Below are 19,465 nucleotides of genomic sequence, written 5' to 3' on the forward strand. Positions count from 1 at the left end.
AGTAGGAGCTTTAACAAAAGCTGGATATAAGTATGAAGAAGCAGAGATAGTAATGATTCCTGAGAATATGGTAGAGGTAGAAAATGAAGAAATGGCTGAAAAAGTTATGAAATTATTTGAAGCATTAGAAGATAATGAAGATGTAAACGATGTTTATGCTAACTTTGATATTTCAGACGAATTAATGGACAAAATAATGGGATAAAGAAGATTTTTATGAAACTTTGGAAAGTATAATAACTTTTTATTTTCATCGAAACCTTAATTATTAAAATAAAAAAGGCTTTTAGAATATTTATTCTAAAAGCCTTTTTTAAATAATAGAACTGCTCAATATTTTTATTTTAACATTATTATATTTGACTTTTCAAATATATTTTTTTAATATTTAGTTTATTTTGATTATTTTTTAATTATTAATTAGTGTTATAGAAGGTTTTTTTGTTATAATAAATATATTATATTTTAGAAATTTATATACATAATAAGGAGGAATATTATGACTTATTCACCTAGTTTATCATCAGCTTTTAATAATACCAAAAATAGGAGTGATAAACTTTCACCCCAGTCAGGAATGTGCTCGCTTTGTACGGAAGATTGTATAGGAACCTGTGAACTCGGGTTAGCAGCGGTTCTTGGAGCACAAACTGTATATCCTACAACCACAGGTACAAATCAAGTTGCTTCTGAAAAAGATTACCCCATTGACTATTCTCATTTTAATATCAATGGTCGTGTTTTTGGTGCTGTTGGTACTAATCCAACTTACGAAGAAGCAAATATTTTTAGTGTGAACCTAGATAGAAAATTTGGTAAATTTAACACTGTTAAAATGAAGATGCCAGTAATTTTACCAGCACTTATTAAATTAAATTGGGAAGATTATTTTGCAGGAGCAGCTATGGCTGGTATCTGCTGTGTCATTGGAGAAGATGCAAGAAATAAGGATCCGAAATTAAAAATTAAAGATGGGAAGGTTGTAGAATTTCCTGCTCTAAAAAATATGTTAGATACTTTTAGAAAATATGACCGTGGTTATGGTCAAATTATACTGCAATGTAATGTAGAAGATGATTTATTGGGTGTTCCTGAATATGCAATAAAAAATGAAAATGTAGAAGGGATAGAATTTAAATTTGGGCAATCAGCAAAAGGGACTCAACCAGTGAAAAGATTAAAAAATATTGATGAAGCATTGAAAAATCATGAATCAGGAAATATTGTATATCCAAATCCAACTGACTCTAAAATTGTAAAAGCTTATGAAGAGGGAGTTTGTCCTAATTTTTATATCTATAGTAGGTTACCCTTGTGGAATGAGGAGTACTTAATTTTTCGTATAGAAGAACTTAGAGATCTAGGTTTAAAGAATGTTTATTTTAAAATGGCTGGATATGATTCAATAGATTTAGAAAGGGTAATTCGTTTAGCGAGTAAAGCTTCAGTTGATATGATTACTTTTGATGGAGCTGGAGGTGGGAGTGGATACAGTCCATGTAAAATGATGAATGAATGGGGACTTCCCACTGTAATAATGCAAAATGTGATTTCTAAAATCATTAAAAAATTAAAAAAAGAAGATATTTGGATTCCAGCTATTACTATGACTGGAGGTTTTGCTTCAGAAGACCAGGTATTTAAAGCTTTATCTTATGGAAATGGGGATGTTACAGCTATTGGAATTTGCCGTGCTACAATGGCAGCAGCAATGAGTGCTAAAAAAGTTGGGAAAATGATTAAAGAGGGGAATATACCTAATCATCTAAAACAATATGGTAGCACCATAGAAGAAATTTATGGTGATTTAGCTGATCTGCGTGCTATTTATGGTAAAGACGCAAACAATTTTCCCCCAGGAGCTATTGGTGTATTTTCTTATTTAAATAAAATTGCTTTTGGTTTGAAGCATTTTGCAGCACTTAACAGGAAATTTGATATTAATTATTTAGATAGAAATGACCTTATTCCTTTGACAAGAGAGGCTAATGAATTATTAAAAGGTAACTTATTTGGGGAATAAATATTAAAAAAAGAGGTTAGGAATTATTGTTCCCTAACCTCTTTATATTTTTCTAAATTAATATTTTTTTCTAAATTGTCTCGGTCCTCTATATTGGTCTAAGTATTGCACTGGAACTACTTCTACCTCTAATTCACTTAGATCAGCTCGAACGATAGATACTTCTACACTGTCACCTAACTTAAAGATCTCTCCTGTATCTTCATTTGTCATAGTATAGTTGATTTCGTCAAAGACGAAGTAATTAGGAGAATTAACACCGTCAAAGAAACATTCTACATGTTCCTCTGTTTCAAAAAATATCTTAGTCTTATTAAAACCAATAATTCGACTCTTATATTCTTCTCCTATTTTATCTAACATATATTCTACAATTTTTATTTTTACACTTTCAGTTTCTAATTTCATAGCTGTTCTCTCTGTTTTTGAGATATGTGATCCAATGGCAGACATCTCATCCTTAAACATTTTTATAGTTTTTTTACTTGGATAACCTGTTAGAGTTTCAGTAATAACTCTATGAACCATAAGGTCAGCATATCTTCTAATTGGAGAAGTGAAATGAGTATAGTAATTTGAAGATAAACCGAAATGTCCGATATTATCTACTGTATACCTAGCTTGTTTTAAACTCATCAAAATAAGTTTATGGATGATTTGGCTATTTCCATCTTCTTTAGATTGTTCTATTATTTTTTGGAACTTTCCAGGATGTAAATCCTCATGAGAATGAATGTTATATCCAAACTTTTTAATAGAATCATTAAGTGCAGAGATTCTATCTGGATCAGGCTTTTCATGGGTTCTGTATAGGAATGGTAGTTCCATCCAAAATATTTTTTCAGCAACAGTTTCATTGGCTGCAATCATAAAATCTTCTATAATTCTTTCTGATTCCCCTCTTTCAATTACTTTAAGGTATTCTACTTTTTTATCTTCTCCTAAGACAGCTCTAACTTCTGGGATATCAAAATCAATGCTTCCTCTAGAATACTTTAATTCTCTAAGGATATGAGAAAGTTCTAACATCTCAAAGACCATCTTATTTATATCTTTATATTCTTCTGTATAAGCTTTATCTCCTGCTAAGATCTTGTTGACTCCTCCATAAGTCATCCTATGAGCAGTAGATATTACAGCTTTATAAGTTTCGTGACTTACTACTTGACCCTTGTTATCTATCTCCATCTCACATGTAAATACAAATTTATTTTCATGGGGATTCAATGAACATAGTCCATTAGATATCTCTCTAGGGAACATTGGGATAACTCTGTCTACTAGGTACACTGAGTTACCTCTTTTACGAGCTTCTATGTCTAAAGCGCTTCCAAATGGAACGTAGTAAGAAACATCGGCAATACAGACAATAAGTTTAAAATTTCCATTGTCTAATTTTTCTACATAGACAGCGTCATCTAGATCTTTGGCATCATCACCATCGATTGTGATGATTGGAAGGTCTCTAAGATCGTGTCTTTTTGCAATTTCTTCTTCTGAAAGATGATCACTTAATTCTTTGGCCTTTTTAATTAATTTAGGAGAAAAGTCCATAGACAGCCCTTCTCTAATTATAAGAGCTTCAATCATATTATTGGTATCATAGGGATCTCCAATTCTTTCCATAACTTTACCTTCAGGTTTTTTATCTTTCTCTCCCCAAGAAGTGATTTCACATACTACCAGTTCACCATTATGAGCTCCTCCATTAAATCTTTTGGGAACAAATATATCGTTTCCAAAGGAATGGGTAGGAACTACAAATCCAAACCTTTCATTGGCTTGGTAGATACCTATGATGGTATTTTTTTCTCTCTTTAAGATCTTTATTACTTCTCCATCTTTTTTAGCACCAGTAGTTTCATTAGAAATTTGTACCATAACTAAATCCCCGTTAAATGCACCATTAAATTTGGATTTAGGGATAAATACACCAAAATCTTCTGTATCAACAAATGCGAATCTATCTTTTACTACATCAAGATTTCCTGTAATATAACCTAAGTTTTCAGGAGTGTTATACTTTCCCCTTTTACTTAACATAAGGTCTCCAGATTCAACTAATTTATCTAAAAAATCTCTATTTTGTTTTTTTAATTTAGAAGACCAATCCATATAAGATGTGATCTCACTTAAAGTTTTTCCTTTTCCTTTTTTGAAAAGGTCTAAAACTTTTTGTTCGTCGTTTTTATTCATAACTTTTACTCCCTTTATTTTTCAATTCTCCTAAAATACAGTTTCTCATATCCACAGTGTTTGGATGGATAGTAGCGTCTATTTTTAGAAGATACTTTAATTTTCTATCCACTTCAAATAGGATAGCGTCGTTGATACATGTTTTTGCTTTTTCCCTAATGAAATTAACGTTAGGATAATTTCTATTAGGTTCTATGGCATCGGATATATAAATTATTTTTTCCAAAGTTGTCATACCTCTTCTGCCAATAGTGTGGTATTTGATGGCACTTAGGATATCTTCATCATAGATTCCTAGTTCTTGTTTTGCATAGACACTTCCTGCAAAACCATGGAGAAGTTCTCCCATATTTCCGTAATATTTTAAAGTTTCATCACAATCTATATATGAACGTAGCTCCTCTAGACTCATACATTTTGAAACGTCGTGTAAAAGAGCTGCAATTTCAGCTCGGTGTTCGTTGATACCATATTGTTTTGCTAAAGAAACGGCTACTTTTATGACTCCTAAGGTATGCTGATATCTTTTAGGAGGAAGTGCTTTCTCAACATGGCTATATAATTTATTTAACATAAGAACCTCCATTATACTTTTTAATGGTCTTAAAATTATTATACTTTTTTTGGATAAAACATCAAATTTTTTTTTTAGATATCTAAATTTTGAGTGTAAAAATTTCTGAGATTATACCATTTTAATTTTTTAACTTCTACATTGTCAATAAGAATTTTTACTCTATTTATTCCCTCTAAACTTGTATAGGTATTGACCAAAGAATATATGATTAGAAGTTCTTGTTCCTTAGTTTTTATATTATTAGTAATATTAGGTGTAAGATTAAGATACAATTTATCTCCTACAAGGTAGGAATTTAATAGATGTATATTGGGATCCATAAATGGATAATAATTCCCATTTTCATCTTTTATCTGATAATTACTTTGTTCATGGATTGTGTTGAAGATAGTCTTTATTTCCTCAGCAAAACTCTCCTTGGTAATCTCAATATCCGATGAAACTAAGCTGTCCAATGAATCATTGGGAGTGTAGATTTTTACAACCTTAATATCTATAAGTGTCTTTATATTTTTATGGGTAGTAATTTTTTTTATTGGGATCTGATCTCCCAGAGTGACATATTTATAGAAAAAAATACTACTCACCAAAAGGAGGGTAATTGATGTTCCTAATATAAATAATCTTTTTTTATCTTTCATACTTGATCTCCTTAATATTTTAATAAAAATGTTGTTTTATAGCTTTGGCAATTTCATCAGCAGCTAATTTTTGATATTTACTCTGCTTTAGTTTACTGATGTCTGAGCTATTTGTAATAAATCCAGCCTCTACTAATATTCCAGGTCCATCAAATCCTCTAAGGACTGCAAAGTTTGCTCCATGAGCTCCTCTATTTCTCATTCTTAATCTTTTAGAATAAGAATTCACTAGATTTTGTGCTATTTTAGCAGAAACTTCTTTATTTTTTTTATAAAATAACTGTCCCATAATGAGAGTTATGTCATCGGCATTTTCTCCGAATTTATTTCCGACACTATTTTCAAAGGCAGCTACTTTTTTAGCATAATTAGATTCTGTTCTAGAAAAATAAAATATATCTGCTCCACTGGCTTGTGAACTTTTGTTAGCGTTTAAATGGACACTTACAAAGAAATCAGCCTTGGCTTTATTTCCTATATTTGGTCGGCCAGATAAACTGACAAAAGAATCATTATTTCTAGTCATAATTACATTAAAATCTTTTTGAAGACTAGTTTTAAGATATTTGGTGATTTTTAGTGCAAGATCTTTTTCATGATATCTATTAAAACCAGTAGACCCAGGGTCTTTTCCTCCATGACCTGCATCGACTATGATAGTATATTCTTTCTTAGCTTTATTTTTATCAAAATTCAAGACATATCTTGTGGGGTTAGACCAATAATGAGCACTATAATTTATATTATTTTTAAAAAATATAAAAACACCAGTAGAATTACTATATTTCCTTATTTTAATATTTTTGACATAACTCCCATTCATTGTTCTATCTTTTAAATTTGAGGAAGCTCTCGTATTTAAAAATTCAATAAAGAGGTATCTATTATGTTCGTCATAACTAATATTATACTTAGGCTTAACATTTCCTTCTACATCGATAACCATTTGTGGAGGGTTACCGTTAAATCTCAGGTTTTTCAACAAAATTTGGTTAGAAAATCCTATGGTAGTTAGGATAAAAAAAAGTAGGATTAAATTTATTTTTCTCATTGTGTTCTCCTTATATTCTGCTAGGTTAAAGGTAAAGTTATCAAGCTATATTTTATCATATATCATAATATAATGTGTAAGTTTTTGTTGAAAAAATGAATCTTATAGAGAAAAGTTTTATCTTGCTAAATGGCATAATAAAAAGTAAAAAAATAAAATTATAAAGGAATTTGATAAATAAATATTACTGTTAAGAATATAAAATTATAAATTATACTTCTTTAATGTAGTTTTAATATAGCTTTTAAATCAACAAAATCCTCTTATAAATTTTAAATTTAGGACTGCAGTTATCTAAAGATTGAAAAAGCCTAGATTTTTTGATATAATAGTCTTTAATGGATATTTAAACTAGAAATTTTTAGAAGTGGAGAGAGTGATGTACAATAAATTTATTAGTAAAAGTGAAGAACGTGTAGAAGTTTATTTTAAATTGAGATTTTTTGAAAAAAAATCTTACATAGAGGTGGTAGATAAAAAAGGAAATGAAATAAGTCTTCCGATGACACCTATCCAAGCGGATAAAAATACTTTAGAAATAATTTCTAATTTAGAACTTATAAATGAGTATAACTATTTTAATATATCGTGGGAGAATGAAGACAATCTAATTTATTTAGAAGAAAATCCACATCTATTTGAGCTATTAAGAAAGAGTAAATATTTTGTTACAGATGATTTTAAGAGTGTCAGTATAAGGGAGAAAAAAAGAAATATAACCCTAAAACTAGAAAAATCTAAGGGAAAAATAGATGTTAAATTAGTATTAGATGGAAAGTATGAAATCTTTGAATTTTTAACTGAAAACTATGTTATAAGAAAACACAAGATTTATCATATTGAAGATATGGGAGAAAATTATCTAAGTGCATTGGAATTAAATACACAGATAGAATTAAAAGAGATGGAAAGATTTTTGACTATAACTAATTCTTATTTTGATAATTTGAATTTAGAATATGAAGATTACAGAGTAGAAAAATTAAATAAAAAATCATTTGTACCTAGAATTATAATAGAAAAAATTTCTAAGGATAGAAGTTTATATCTTAAATTTGGTTTTGAAATATCTACTATGACCTATAATATGTTGAAAACAGATGACATTAAAACAGTGGTATTATTAAATTCATTGGAAAAAGTGATCTCGATTTGTGATATAGATATATCTACTATGTCTGAAAGTATGGAAGATGTGATAAAGATATTGGTGAAATATCAAAGAAAATTAAAATTGAAGGAAAGCTATTATGTAGAGGAAAATTTGATAATTCTACATGAAAAATTAGCCAAAGAATTTATAAGTAAGGAACTGCTCAATTTAGTATCTAAATATAAATTTATAGGGACTGAAAAATTAAAAACATATAAGATAAAAACTGTTCAACCAAAATTGATAGCTAAATTATCACATTCAATTGATTTTTTAGAAGGTGACGCACACCTAGAGATAGAAGGTGAAAAGTTCTCTATCCTAGATATAATTTCAAAATATAAAAAAGATTCATATATTGTTTTAAGTGATGGGACTAATGCACTTATTAATAAAAAATACATAGAAAAATTGGAAAGATTATTCAAAAACAGTAAATCGCCTAAAGACATTAAGATATCTTTCTTTGACTTGCCTATAATAGAGGAGCTCATTGGAGAAAAAATATCTGGAGATGGGATGACTTATGGAAGGGAAATATTTGAGGGTTTAAATGAGATAGAAAATCTAGATATACCTGATGCCATGGTAGATGCAACCTTGAGAAATTACCAAGAATACGGTTATAAATGGCTATATTATATAACTGAAAATAAATTAGGAGGTTGTCTAGCGGATGATATGGGATTGGGGAAAACTATTCAAACTATAAGTATCTTAGCATATACATACCTATATAAAAAATTAAAGAAACCATCTCTCATTATTATGCCTAAAAGTTTAGTTTTTAACTGGGAAAATGAAATAAAAAAATTCTGTAATGGTCTTACTGTAGGTGTATATTATGGAAATAATAGAGATTTTAATGAAGTGAAAAGTAAAAATATTATTCTTACAACTTATGGGACAGTAAGAAATGATGTTAAATTATTGACTAAGGAAAAATTTGAAATGATAATTTTAGACGAATCCCAAAATATAAAAAATATAACATCTCAGATAACAAAAGCTGTGATGTTATTAAATTCTGAAAAAAGATTAGCTCTTAGTGGGACACCGGTAGAGAATAATCTAGGAGAACTTTATTCGCTATTTAGATTTTTAAATCCACAAATGTTTGGTGGAATTGAAGATTTCAATAATTATTATGCTAATCCTATTCAAAAAGATAATGATTTGGAAATAATAGAAGAATTAAAGAAAAAAATATATCCATTTATCTTGAGAAGGATAAAAAAGCAAGTATTAAAAGATCTGCCGGATAAGATTGAAAAAACTCTTTATGTGGAGATGAACGAACCACAAAGAAAGTTATATGAAGAAAGGAGAAATTTCTACTATACTCTTATAAATCAAAAATTAACTGAGCATGGAATAGGAAAAAGTCAGATATTCATTCTACAGGCGTTAAATGAACTACGTCAAATTGCTAGCTGTCCAGAATCTAAAAGTGATGGCTTAGTAAAGTCTGCAAAATTAGAAATATTGGTAAATAATATTCTAGAAGCAGTAAAAAATGGTCACAAAGTACTAGTTTTTACAAATTATATAAACTCTATAGAAAATATATGTAGAGAATTAAAAGATCATGGAATAAATCATATATCTATGACTGGGGCTACAAAAAATAGGCAGGAATTAGTAGAAAAATTTCAGACAGATAAGGAATGTAAGGTATTTATCATGACATTAAAAACAGGAGGAGTAGGGCTGAATTTGACTGCTGCTGATAAGATATTTATCTATGATCCATGGTGGAATAAAACAGCCGAAGATCAAGCCGTAGATAGGAGTTACCGTATGGGTCAAGATAGGACGGTATTTGCTTATAAACTTATTACAAAAGGTACTATAGAGGAAAAAATGCTTAGTTTACAGATGGAAAAAAATAAATTATTTAATAGTCTAATAACTACAGATACTGTTGCAGTTAAGAGTCTAAGTGAATCTGATATTGAATATATGTTAGGAGTGTAACTAAAATGGGAATAAGTAGAGATAAATTTAAAGGTTCAATTACAAATTTTTATACAAAAGATGGAATTTATAGTTTATATAAGGAATATTTTATAGACTGGATAGCGGATGGGTATATTGGTCTACATCTTGATATATTTGAGGTGTCGCTATTATCGGAGACGTCAAATAAATCGATATTTGTAGACTTGTTAGAGGAAGCTTTTTATAAAAAAGAAACTTTTGTAGATATATTTAATAGTCTAGAAGAGGGAGTTCAAGAAATTTTTAGAAGTATCTTATGGAGTGGAAAACATATTTTAGAGGAATCGCAGATAGAGGAGTTTTTTGAAGTGGGACACACTTATGAAACCAGTGAAAACTTAAAAGATAAATACAAATTTTTTCATTATAAAAAAAATAAAATAGCTAAAGAAGGTCCTGGATACCTATATTTAGATAATGATATCATCAGAAAAATAAGACCTCACTGTCCAAACAAAGTACGGGATTATTTTATTCATCCAATAGAGAGTCCAATATATACTTATAAACATAACTCTGAAGAGGAAATATGTAAAAAATATAGTTTATACTATAATTTTTATAGCCAAGGAAATATAAAACTTTCGACTAGTTTAAAACTTCTTAAAGAGAGTAAAAGAGATATGCAAAAATATTGCGATATTTCAGAATTTTATAGTGAAAATAAAGATTTAGATTATTTAAAAACTGAAACTATGGGATTACTATTTTATTTGATCAAAGATAAATATCTTATTCCAGAAAACTTTAAGTTAGATAAATTTAAGTATGTTGTAAATGAATTCCTTAGTGGAAAACTTACAAAAAACGATGGATATGAATATACAACCAAATATTTAAATTATTTAAAGGGTGTAAAAAATATAAAGAAAACAGAAAATTTAACGAGATCACTTGAGACAATAGTTAAATTAATCATGGAACTGCCTTCAGGAAAGACCATCAGTATCTCAAATATTATAAATTATTTGGTGTATAGAGATGAATTTTTAGATATTATCGAGTTAAAAGATGTGTATGATTATGTATATATAAATGAGTCAAATTATGGAAGGACTAGAATATCTCAATATGATGAATACCATAGATATATTATTGAGCCCTTTGTAAAATCCATATTTTTTATTCTAGGGAGTTTAGGTTTATTTACTCTTTATTATGATCTACCTAGTGGTAATAATGGATTGTATCTAAAGAATAATTATTTATCGAAATATGATGGGTTAAAATATATAGAATTAACTAAATTAGGAGAATATGTCCTAGGGCGTACAAATGATTATGTATTTGCAGAGGAAAATGAGGATGCAGAGATAGTCTATGACGAAGATCTTCTTTTGATTACGATTATTGGATCAGCTCCTATAATGTCTATGTTTTTAGAAAAAATATCTATCAAAATTGGTGAAAATAAGTATAGGATGGATAAAGGGAGGTTCTTAAGGGGACTTCTAACTATAAAAGAGTTAGAGGAAAGGATAAAAGAATTTAAAAATAAATTTTATAAAAATCTTCCTCAAGTTTGGGAGGCTTTCTTTGATGAATTAAGATCTAAATTAAATTGTTTAACTTATGAATCTGATATAAAGGTTTTTAAAGTTAAACAGGATAAAGAATTTTTTAAGATTCTAGCAACTGAAAGTAAATTAAAAGAATATATTTTGAAAGCAGAAGGATTTTATATCCTTATAAAAGAAGAAAATGTATGCAAGGTAAAAACTATTCTTCTAAAATATGGTTATTTTAATGAAATAGAATAAGAAAAAGAAGTGAAAGGCAAAGACCTAGAGAATTTATATCTCTAGGTTTTTTCTTATCATTGCAAAAGTTTAATGATGGTAAAGGTAAGGTCATATTGAATAGAGGATAAATAAAAAAATGGGAGTAGAATTTCTGCTTCCATTTTTATTATTCTTTAGAAAATTATGAAAGATTATAAAACCTTAGATTATGCCTATCTGGATGCAACGTCACATTGTTTTTTTTATATATCGCTTAAGACTTTTATTACTTTTCCTACAACTTTGAGATCTTCTCCAGGGCCTATAAAAATAGGTGGATAGTTAGGATTGTCACTGATAAGAGCCACATATGAATCGGTAACTTTTAGTCTTTTTACAAAGGCTTCATCATTTATAAAAAAAGCTCCTATATCTCCATTTCTTACCTCAACTTCTTTTTTAGCAATAATTATCGAACCATCTTTAATAGTGGGTTCCATAGAATCTCCCCATACATTGACCGCAAAAATATTCCCATGATTTCTTATCCCAGGAAGGGTAATATATTCTGTAACCTCTTGATCTCCTAAAACACCGATCCCTGCACTAATTCTTTCAAATACTGGTATTTGGTCATCGATGGAGACCGAATTGTTTTCAACCATAGATGAGTTTCCTCTAAGGTAGCTAATCTCCTTATCTTTTCTATCTAATTCGTCCTTAATTAACTGAGGAGTTCTTTCAAAAGCTGCTAAAAATTGTAGATATTCAATCTCTTCCTCATTTAATATTAAACCCATAGATATTTTGTCTAAAACTTCCTCACTGGGTGGATTTTTTAATTCTCCTCTCTCTATATTATTAAAATAAGATTGAGTTATTCCGATGGACTTAGCAAATTTATTTTGACTTAGATTTAATTCTATTCTTTTGTTTTTTATAAATTTATTAAAAGTCATGATAGATATCAACTCCCTATATATTGTTATAGTTAATTATAACCTCAATTTGTAAATATTACAAATGATGATTTAAATATTACTTTAAAATTCTTAATTATTTTTATAGAGATAATATCGAAAATTTAATTTATATTCTATTAGACTAATAAGGCATTAAAAAATTGGAAAAAAGAATAAGTTAAAATTAACTGTAAGTGGTAGAGTAATGGCATATAGAGAAGGGAAGAGTATAGAAGGATTAATAGGGGAAGTCGATAAGTTACTATATGAGGCTAAAAAAATCTGGCAAAAATAAAATTTTATATTAAAAATCGTAATTTTGAGGTGTGGTGATAGCATTGAAAATAAAGGAATTTCATGCTATAATTTTCTGAATAAAAATAAAATAAACATGGAATTTTAAGATGAAAAGATAAGACCATTATGGTTGAATAAAATAGATATTATAGGTGGTAATTATGGATATTTTAGAGATAAAAAGAGAAATGCTAGGAGTTAAGGAGAAATTAACCGGAATTAGGGGGCATCTTTGACTTAAAGGGTAAAGATAATGAGATAAAAGATTTAGAAGAAGAAACTCTAAAAGATGGATTTTGGAATGACAAGAAAGAAAGTTCTAAAATAATTAAAAATTTAAATTCTTTAAAAGTGATTGTAGGAGAATATAGCTATATATCTGATTCGATAGATGAATTAGATGTACTTATTGAATTTGTAGAAGATGGGGAAGAAGAATTTGCAGAGGAGCTTCAAACTAAATTTTCTAAACTCATAAAGGAGATAGAAGATTTTGACACTAGTTTGCTTTTAAATGGCGAATATGATGAAAATGGTGCTATCTTTACGATCCATGCAGGTGCAGGAGGAACAGAATCTTGTGACTGGGCAGAGATGCTCTATAGGATGTATAGCAGATGGTTTAATTCTAAAGGATATAAGGTTGAGGAACTTGATTATCAGGCAGGAGACCAGGTAGGGATAAAATCTATTACCCTTTTAGTAAGTGGATCAAGAGCTTATGGGTATTTAAAGGGTGAAAAAGGAGTTCATAGATTAGTGAGAATATCTCCCTTTGATGCTGCTAAAAAAAGACATACATCTTTTGCTTCTATAGATGTAACACCAGAAATCGATGATACAATTAACATTGAAATTATTCCTAGTGATCTAAAGACTGATACATTTAGAGCAGGAGGGGCAGGAGGACAGCATGTAAATACTACTGATTCAGCAGTAAGAATAACTCATGTGCCTACTGGAACAGTTGTTCAATGTCAAAATGGTAGATCGCAACTTCAAAATAGGGAAACAGCCCTAAAAATGCTGAAATCTAAGATGTTAGAAATAGAGATGAAGAAAAGGGAAGATGAACTAAAAAAACTTCATGGAGAACAATCAGATAATAGTTGGGGAAATCAAATAAGATCATATGTATTCCAGCCATATACAATGGTAAAGGATCATAGAACCAGTACAGAAAGTGGAAATGTAAAAGCAGTTATGGATGGATCTATAGATGAATTTATAACTGGATATTTAAGATGGATAAAAAAATAAATTTAGGAGGAATATAGATTATGTGTAAAGAAATTAGAACAAGAATAGCACCTTCTCCAACAGGAGATCCCCATGTGGGAACAGCTTATATAGCTTTATTTAATTTAGCTATGGCTAAGAAAAATGGAGGTTCATTTTTACTTAGAATAGAGGATACAGATCAAACTAGAACTACTGCTGACTCAGAAAAGCAGATATTTGATACATTAAACTGGTTAGATTTAGGTTGGAGTGAAGGTCCAGATGTAGGTGGAGATTTTGGTCCATATAGACAATCTGAGAGATTTGATCTATATGGAAAATACGCTAAAGAATTAGTGGAAAAAGGAGAAGCTTATTATTGTTTCTGTACAAGAGATAGATTAGATAAATTAAGAGAAAGACAAAAAGCTATGAAAAAAGCTCCTGGATATGATGGACATTGTAGATCATTATCTAAAGAAGAAGTTGAGGCTAAACTAGAAGCTGGAGAGGAATATGTAATTAGACTTAAGATGCCATATGACGGTGAAACTGTTATAAAGGATATTTTAAGAGGGGAAGTTAGATTTGAAAATAATAAGATCGATGATCAAATTTTATTAAAAGGTGACGGATTCCCAACTTATCATTTAGCTAACGTAGTAGATGACCATTTAATGGGGATAACTCACGTTATAAGAGCAGAAGAATGGATTGCTTCTACTCCTAAACATATTCAAATGTATAAAGCTTTTGGATGGGATATGCCTGAATTTGTTCATATGCCATTACTTAGAAATGCAGATAGAACAAAGATCTCTAAGAGAAAAAATCCTGTGTCACTAAATTACTATATTGAAGAGGGTTATTTAAAAGAAGGAATGATCAATTTCTTAGGTCTTATGGGGTACTCAATTGGAAATAACCAAGAGATCTTTACATTAGAAGAATTTATCGAAACTTTCGATATTACAAGAGTTTCATTAGGTGGGCCAATCTTTGATTTAGAAAAATTAGGATGGGTTAACAATCAACATATGAGAAAAAAAGATTTAACAGAGTTGACTTTATTAGCTAAGAGCTTCTTCGTAGCAAGAGGATTTGTATCTGAAAACGCTTCTGGAGATGAACTGAAAAGATTAGAAAGAGTAATCGATATATTAAGAGAAACTGCAACTACAATGAAAGAATTAGCAGCTTTAGCTGATATCTACTATGTAGATGAATTCAAGCTACCTGAAACAACTGAAGAGATGAGTAATAAGCAGAAAAAACCAATTCAAAGACTTCATAACGCTATAAAAGGTGAGGACGAAATAAAAGCAATAAAATATTTCGTAGAGAGACTGGAAAACGCAAATGAAGAGTTAACTGTAGAAGAGGTGAAAGCTATGCTAAATGGTACTTTAGAAGCTATGGAAACAGGGCCTGGTAAAGTATTTATGCCTCTTAGAGCAGTAATTACTGGTCAAGGAAAGGGTGCGGAGTTATACAATGTTATCTCTATCATAGGGAAGGCAAGAACTTTAGCTAGAATTAAAAATATGAACGAACAATATAAAATATATTAAATAAAGAAGAGGAATTAATCGTATGATTAGTTCCTCTTCTTTACTGTGTTAAAAAATAGGGCTAACCAAATGGTTAGCCCTATTTAAATGTATTATTTAACTAATTTCTTTAATTCCTCACAAACAAATTCTACGTGAGGTCCAACTATAACCTGAACAGATGTTTTTCCGGGTTTTAATATTCCAGAAGTAATCTTTTTAATCTTAGCGTCTTGAACTAATCCTTGGTCTTTAACTTCTAATCTAAGTCTAGTAGCACAGTTGTCTATATCGACTAAGTTGTCAGCACCACCAAGGTACTCAAGTAATGCTTCGGCAGTAGCTGTGTGAGTTGTAGGAGATGACATCTCATTTTCTCCTTCATCTTCATCTTCATCTTCTCTACCTGGAGTTTTTAAATTCCATTTTTTGATAGCAAATGTAAATAGTGAATAGTATATTGCAAAGAAAGCTATACCTTGAACAATTAACATATACCATTTTGTAGCTAAAGGGTTATGAGTTGATAAGAAGAAATCAACAAATCCTGCTGAGAATCCAAATCCTGCCATCCAATGCATTGTTGCAGAAATATAAAGTGAAATTCCAGTAAGTATAGCATGTAAAAAATATAATGGTGGAGCAACGAACATAAATGAAAATTCTAAAGGTTCAGTGATACCTGTAAAAAATGATGATAAAGCTCCAGCTAACATGATTGAAGCAACTTTATTTTTATTTTCAAATTTAGCAGAACGGTACATTGCTAAAGCAGCACCAGGTAGTCCAAACATCATGATAGGGAAAAATCCAGCTTGGTACATACCTGTAACACCTGGAATACCAGTACCTTTTGCGATAGAGGCAGCTCCTCCTAAAAAATTAGGAATATCATTGATACCAACAACATCAAACCAGAATACTGGATATAGAGCATGGTGAAGTCCAATAGTTAAAAGAATTCTATTAAAGAAACCAAATAATCCTGCACCTAGAGGTCCCATTTTTTGAAGGGCAATACCAAATGTACTTAATCCACCAAAAACCATAGGCCAAATATATAATAAAGCGAATGAAACCAAAATCATAACTAAAGAAACAATAATTGGAACTAATCTTTTTCCAGAGAAGAAAGATAATGCTTTATGCAATTCTACTCTACTAAACTTATTATATAAAGCGGCTGAAATAACACCAACTAATATACCAATAAATTGGTTCCCATTATTAACTTTTGCAAAAGCAACCGAAACTTGACTAGGATCAATGCCTTGAAGGATAGCGACTGTACCAGGATTTAATAGTGTAGTAACAACTAACATCCCAACTAGACCAGAAAGCGCAGCAGAACCGTGACGGTCTCTAGACATTCCAAAAGCAACACCAACAGCAAATAATACTCCCATATTCTCAATAATTGCGGCTCCAGCTTTTATTAAAAGTGCAGCTACCTGACTGTTTGCTCCCCATCCTGTAGGGTCTATCCAATATCCAATACCCATTAAGATTGCTGCTGCTGGAAGTACAGCTACAGGAACCATTAATGCTTTACCAATTCTTTGTAAATACTTAAACATATTTTTCCTCCTTAAAATCAACTAATTAAAAATTTTTTATACGATTAAAAATTTGTTACTTAGATTAAGATACTCATTAATTTCTCAATCTCCTCCTAAAATAATTTTTTAAATATTATATATTAATGAAAAGGATATAATGTGATTTAATGTAATACAGTATATATTGTTAAGTAACACTCTTTGATAACATAATACAGTATAACTATGTCAAAATCAAGTTTTTTGTAAAAAAAATTCATTTTTTTTTACTTTTTGTGTTTTTTATTCAAAAATGTTGACAACGATAGAAAATAAAACTATAATTTGATAAATAAAACTATAAATTCGGAGGGAATATTATGAGAGTTATAATTACTGAAAAAAATATCGGAGACTGGGCAGCGTGTTATGTAGCAAAAAAAATATTAGAAGCAAAACCAACAAAAGAAAAACCATTTGTATTGGGATTACCAACAGGATCAACACCTTTAGGGATGTATAAAAGACTTATTCAATTTAATAAAGATGGGATAATTAGTTTTGAAAATATAGTTACATTTAATATGGATGAATATGTAGGTTTAGATAAGGAACATCCACAGAGTTACCATCACTTTATGTATGAGAACTTTTTTAATCATATAGATATAAAGGAAAAAAATATTAATATATTAGATGGAATGGTCTCAGATTATAAGGCTGAATGTGTAAGGTTTGAAGAAAAAATGAAAGCTGTAGGTGGAGTAGATATATTTTTAGGTGGAATTGGTCCAGATGGTCATATTGCATTTAACGAACCAGGATCATCACTTACTTCTAGAACGAGAGATAAGGAATTGACAGCAGATACTATTATAGCTAATTCAAGATTTTTTGATGGAGATGTAAATAAGGTGCCGAAGCTATCATTGACTGTGGGAGTAGGGACGATATTAGATGCTAAAGAAGTTTTGATCATGGTAAATGGACATCATAAAGCTCGTGCACTACGTCAGGCTGTAGAAGAGGGAATCAATCATATGTGGACAATTTCAGCTCTTCAAATGCATGAAAAGGGTATTATAGTATCGGACGAAGAGGCTACAGTTGAATTAAAAGTAGGAACTTATAGATATTTTAAAGATATAGAGAGTGCAAACTTAGACTCAGAGAAATTAATTGCAGATTTATATAAATAAAAATCATTTCTAAATGTCAAGAGGAAGAATTGAAAGGCTTGGACACTGACTTAGAATGACTTTAAAAAGATAACTTTTTAGGACTAGGATTAAATAACAAAGTCGAATTTTAGTTTGTAATCCAGTCGGTATAGGTCTGCGTCAAGGCTTTTAAAGTATTTAGTCAGCATTAAAATTTAAAAAAGGAGATAAAAATTATGTATGCATTGGTAAATGGGAGAATATTTACTGGAGAAAAAACTATTTTTAATAGAGCAATTATTATAGATAGTAAAAAAATAAAAGAGGTTGTAAAATCAGAGGTTCTAGATACTTTATATCCAAATATAGAAAAAAAAGATATAGGTGGAAATCTTATAGCACCAGCATTTATAGATCTACAGTTGAATGGTTGTGGAGGAGTTTTGGTGAATGATAATTTATCAGTTGAGACATTTAAAATAATGAACGAAACTAATATAAAATATGGATGCACGCTATATACTCCTACTCTAATTACTTGTGAGGACAAAAAGATAGAAAGAGCTCTTCAAGTTATGGAAGAGATTGAAGATCTAGAAAATTTAGGAGTTTTGGGACTTCATATAGAGGGGCCTTATATATCCAAAAATAAAAAGGGAACTCATAGGGAAGATTTGATAAGGGTGTTATCAGATGAGATGATAGAAAAAATATCAAAATCAAAGACAGCTATCTTTACTCTAGCACCTGAAAATGCAAAACCTGAGCATATAAAAACTCTCGTAGATAGGGGAATAAATGTGGCTCTTGGACATACTAATGCTACCTATGAGATGGTAATGGAGAAGAAACCATATGGGATAACTTTGGCAACTCACCTATATAATGCTATGAGTTCATTTACCCATAGGGAACCAGGAGTTATTGGAGCCGTGCTAAATTCTGAAGATATAAGAGCTGGAATAATAGTAGATGGATTTCATTGCCATTATGCCAGTGTAAGAATAGCTAAAAAAATGCTAGGGGAAAGACTATATCTTGTTACAGATGCAGCGTCTCCTGCTGGAACTGATATGACTGAATTTATGTTTGAAGGGAAAAGATGTTTTCATAAAGATGGACAACTGAGAAATGAAGAAGGGAGTCTAGCTGGTTCTGTATTAACAATGGATCAGGGAGTGAGAAACTTAGTAGAACATGTAGGAGTATCTTTAGAAGAAGCTCTAAGGATGGCATCACTATACCCTGCTAAAGCAGTGAAGGTAGATGATAGATATGGAAGAATAGCTAGTGGATACACAGCAGATTTAGTTATTTTAGATGAGAAAATAGAGTTAATAGATGTAATAGTAAAGGGGAAAAGCAGAAGGTAGA

At 30.0% G+C, this 19,465-nt stretch carries 14 protein-coding genes; 8 read left to right on the plus strand and 6 right to left on the minus strand.

What is annotated here, in order from left to right:
- Positions 1-205, plus strand: a 205-nt coding sequence (locus tag WBG30_RS09240; protein WP_424504366.1) for a YebC/PmpR family DNA-binding transcriptional regulator, incomplete at its 5' end; no start/stop codon positions are given.
- Positions 206-499: 294 nt separating this feature from the next.
- Positions 500-2,023 carry a glutamate synthase-related protein gene (locus WBG30_RS09245; RefSeq protein WP_424504367.1) on the plus strand — a complete coding sequence of 508 codons (1,524 nt, stop codon included), beginning with the start codon at positions 500-502 and terminating at the stop codon, positions 2,021-2,023.
- Between the two features lie 57 nt (positions 2,024-2,080).
- Here WBG30_RS09245 and rnr read toward each other — a convergent pair whose 3' ends face one another.
- From rnr to WBG30_RS09265, 4 genes are all read right to left on the minus strand, one after another.
- Complete coding sequence (gene rnr / locus WBG30_RS09250; RefSeq protein WP_424504368.1) at positions 2,081-4,219, minus strand: ribonuclease R; 2,139 nt, start codon at positions 4,217-4,219, stop codon at positions 2,081-2,083.
- Entirely contained in the window at positions 4,212-4,793 is a 582-nt protein-coding gene (gene yqeK / locus WBG30_RS09255; RefSeq protein ID WP_424504369.1) for a bis(5'-nucleosyl)-tetraphosphatase (symmetrical) YqeK, read from the minus strand. The genes rnr and yqeK overlap by 8 nt, the downstream gene beginning before the upstream one ends.
- Positions 4,794-4,867: 74 nt before the next feature.
- Positions 4,868-5,437 (minus strand): GerMN domain-containing protein, encoded by a 570-nt coding sequence (locus WBG30_RS09260; protein WP_424504370.1) that lies wholly within the window; start codon positions 5,435-5,437, stop codon positions 4,868-4,870.
- Between the two features lie 19 nt (positions 5,438-5,456).
- Positions 5,457-6,488 (minus strand): N-acetylmuramoyl-L-alanine amidase family protein, encoded by a 1,032-nt coding sequence (locus tag WBG30_RS09265; protein WP_424504371.1) that lies wholly within the window; start codon positions 6,486-6,488, stop codon positions 5,457-5,459.
- A 379-nt stretch (positions 6,489-6,867) separates the two neighbouring features.
- Here WBG30_RS09265 and WBG30_RS09270 point away from each other — a divergent pair, with 379 nt between their 5' ends.
- Positions 6,868-9,618, plus strand: a complete 2,751-nt coding sequence (locus tag WBG30_RS09270) for an SNF2-related protein (protein ID WP_424504372.1) — start codon at positions 6,868-6,870, stop codon at positions 9,616-9,618.
- Positions 9,619-9,623: 5 nt separating this feature from the next.
- Entirely contained in the window at positions 9,624-11,402 is a 1,779-nt protein-coding gene (locus WBG30_RS09275; protein ID WP_424504373.1) for a hypothetical protein, read from the plus strand.
- Between the two features lie 224 nt (positions 11,403-11,626).
- Here the strand turns inward: WBG30_RS09275 and WBG30_RS09280 are convergent, their stop codons facing one another.
- Entirely contained in the window at positions 11,627-12,322 is a 696-nt protein-coding gene (locus WBG30_RS09280; protein ID WP_424504374.1) for a LexA family transcriptional regulator, read from the minus strand.
- 461 nt (positions 12,323-12,783) lie between these two features.
- On the opposite strand from WBG30_RS09280, the gene prfB reads away from it, so the two are divergent.
- Together prfB and gltX are read left to right on the plus strand one after the other, a co-directional pair.
- Positions 12,784-13,882 (plus strand): peptide chain release factor 2 gene (prfB, locus tag WBG30_RS09285; protein ID WP_424504375.1). Its coding sequence is split into 2 segments (ribosomal slippage): positions 12,784-12,855 and positions 12,857-13,882, totalling 1,098 coding nucleotides; the frame shifts between segments, so codons are not numbered across the junction.
- 20 nt (positions 13,883-13,902) lie between these two features.
- On the plus strand, positions 13,903-15,414 hold the full coding sequence (gene gltX / locus WBG30_RS09290) for a glutamate--tRNA ligase (protein ID WP_424504376.1): 1,512 nt from the start codon (positions 13,903-13,905) through the stop codon (positions 15,412-15,414).
- Positions 15,415-15,506: 92 nt separating this feature from the next.
- Here gltX and nagE read toward each other — a convergent pair whose 3' ends face one another.
- The gene (nagE, locus tag WBG30_RS09295; RefSeq protein WP_424504377.1) at positions 15,507-16,970 is read right to left on the minus strand and encodes an N-acetylglucosamine-specific PTS transporter subunit IIBC; all 1,464 of its coding nucleotides are present in this window, start codon (positions 16,968-16,970) and stop codon (positions 15,507-15,509) included.
- 341 nt (positions 16,971-17,311) lie between these two features.
- On the opposite strand from nagE, the gene nagB reads away from it, so the two are divergent.
- On the plus strand, positions 17,312-18,130 hold the full coding sequence (nagB, locus tag WBG30_RS09300) for a glucosamine-6-phosphate deaminase (RefSeq protein ID WP_424504378.1): 819 nt from the start codon (positions 17,312-17,314) through the stop codon (positions 18,128-18,130).
- A 197-nt stretch (positions 18,131-18,327) separates the two neighbouring features.
- Positions 18,328-19,464 carry an N-acetylglucosamine-6-phosphate deacetylase gene (gene nagA / locus WBG30_RS09305; protein WP_424504379.1) on the plus strand — a complete coding sequence of 379 codons (1,137 nt, stop codon included), beginning with the start codon at positions 18,328-18,330 and terminating at the stop codon, positions 19,462-19,464.
- Position 19,465 lies beyond the last annotated feature (1 nt).

This window comes from Psychrilyobacter sp., assembly GCF_049671765.1.
GTDB lineage: Bacteria > Fusobacteriota > Fusobacteriia > Fusobacteriales > Fusobacteriaceae > Psychrilyobacter.

Bases quoted from the DNA above. Each gene is read 5' to 3' on its own strand.
- rnr (WP_424504368.1), bottom strand. From the start codon at position 4,219: ATGAATAAAAACGACGAACAAAAAGTTTTAGACCTTTTCAAAAAAGGA.
- WBG30_RS09245 (WP_424504367.1), top strand. From the start codon at position 500: ATGACTTATTCACCTAGTTTATCATCAGCTTTTAATAATACCAAAAAT.
- WBG30_RS09275 (WP_424504373.1), top strand. From the start codon at position 9,624: ATGGGAATAAGTAGAGATAAATTTAAAGGTTCAATTACAAATTTTTAT.
- nagB (WP_424504378.1), top strand. From the start codon at position 17,312: ATGAGAGTTATAATTACTGAAAAAAATATCGGAGACTGGGCAGCGTGT.
- WBG30_RS09265 (WP_424504371.1), bottom strand. From the start codon at position 6,488: ATGAGAAAAATAAATTTAATCCTACTTTTTTTTATCCTAACTACCATA.
- WBG30_RS09260 (WP_424504370.1), bottom strand. From the start codon at position 5,437: ATGAAAGATAAAAAAAGATTATTTATATTAGGAACATCAATTACCCTC.
- nagA (WP_424504379.1), top strand. From the start codon at position 18,328: ATGTATGCATTGGTAAATGGGAGAATATTTACTGGAGAAAAAACTATT.
- WBG30_RS09270 (WP_424504372.1), top strand. From the start codon at position 6,868: ATGTACAATAAATTTATTAGTAAAAGTGAAGAACGTGTAGAAGTTTAT.
- nagE (WP_424504377.1), bottom strand. From the start codon at position 16,970: ATGTTTAAGTATTTACAAAGAATTGGTAAAGCATTAATGGTTCCTGTA.
- gltX (WP_424504376.1), top strand. From the start codon at position 13,903: ATGTGTAAAGAAATTAGAACAAGAATAGCACCTTCTCCAACAGGAGAT.
- WBG30_RS09280 (WP_424504374.1), bottom strand. From the start codon at position 12,322: ATGACTTTTAATAAATTTATAAAAAACAAAAGAATAGAATTAAATCTA.
- yqeK (WP_424504369.1), bottom strand. From the start codon at position 4,793: ATGTTAAATAAATTATATAGCCATGTTGAGAAAGCACTTCCTCCTAAA.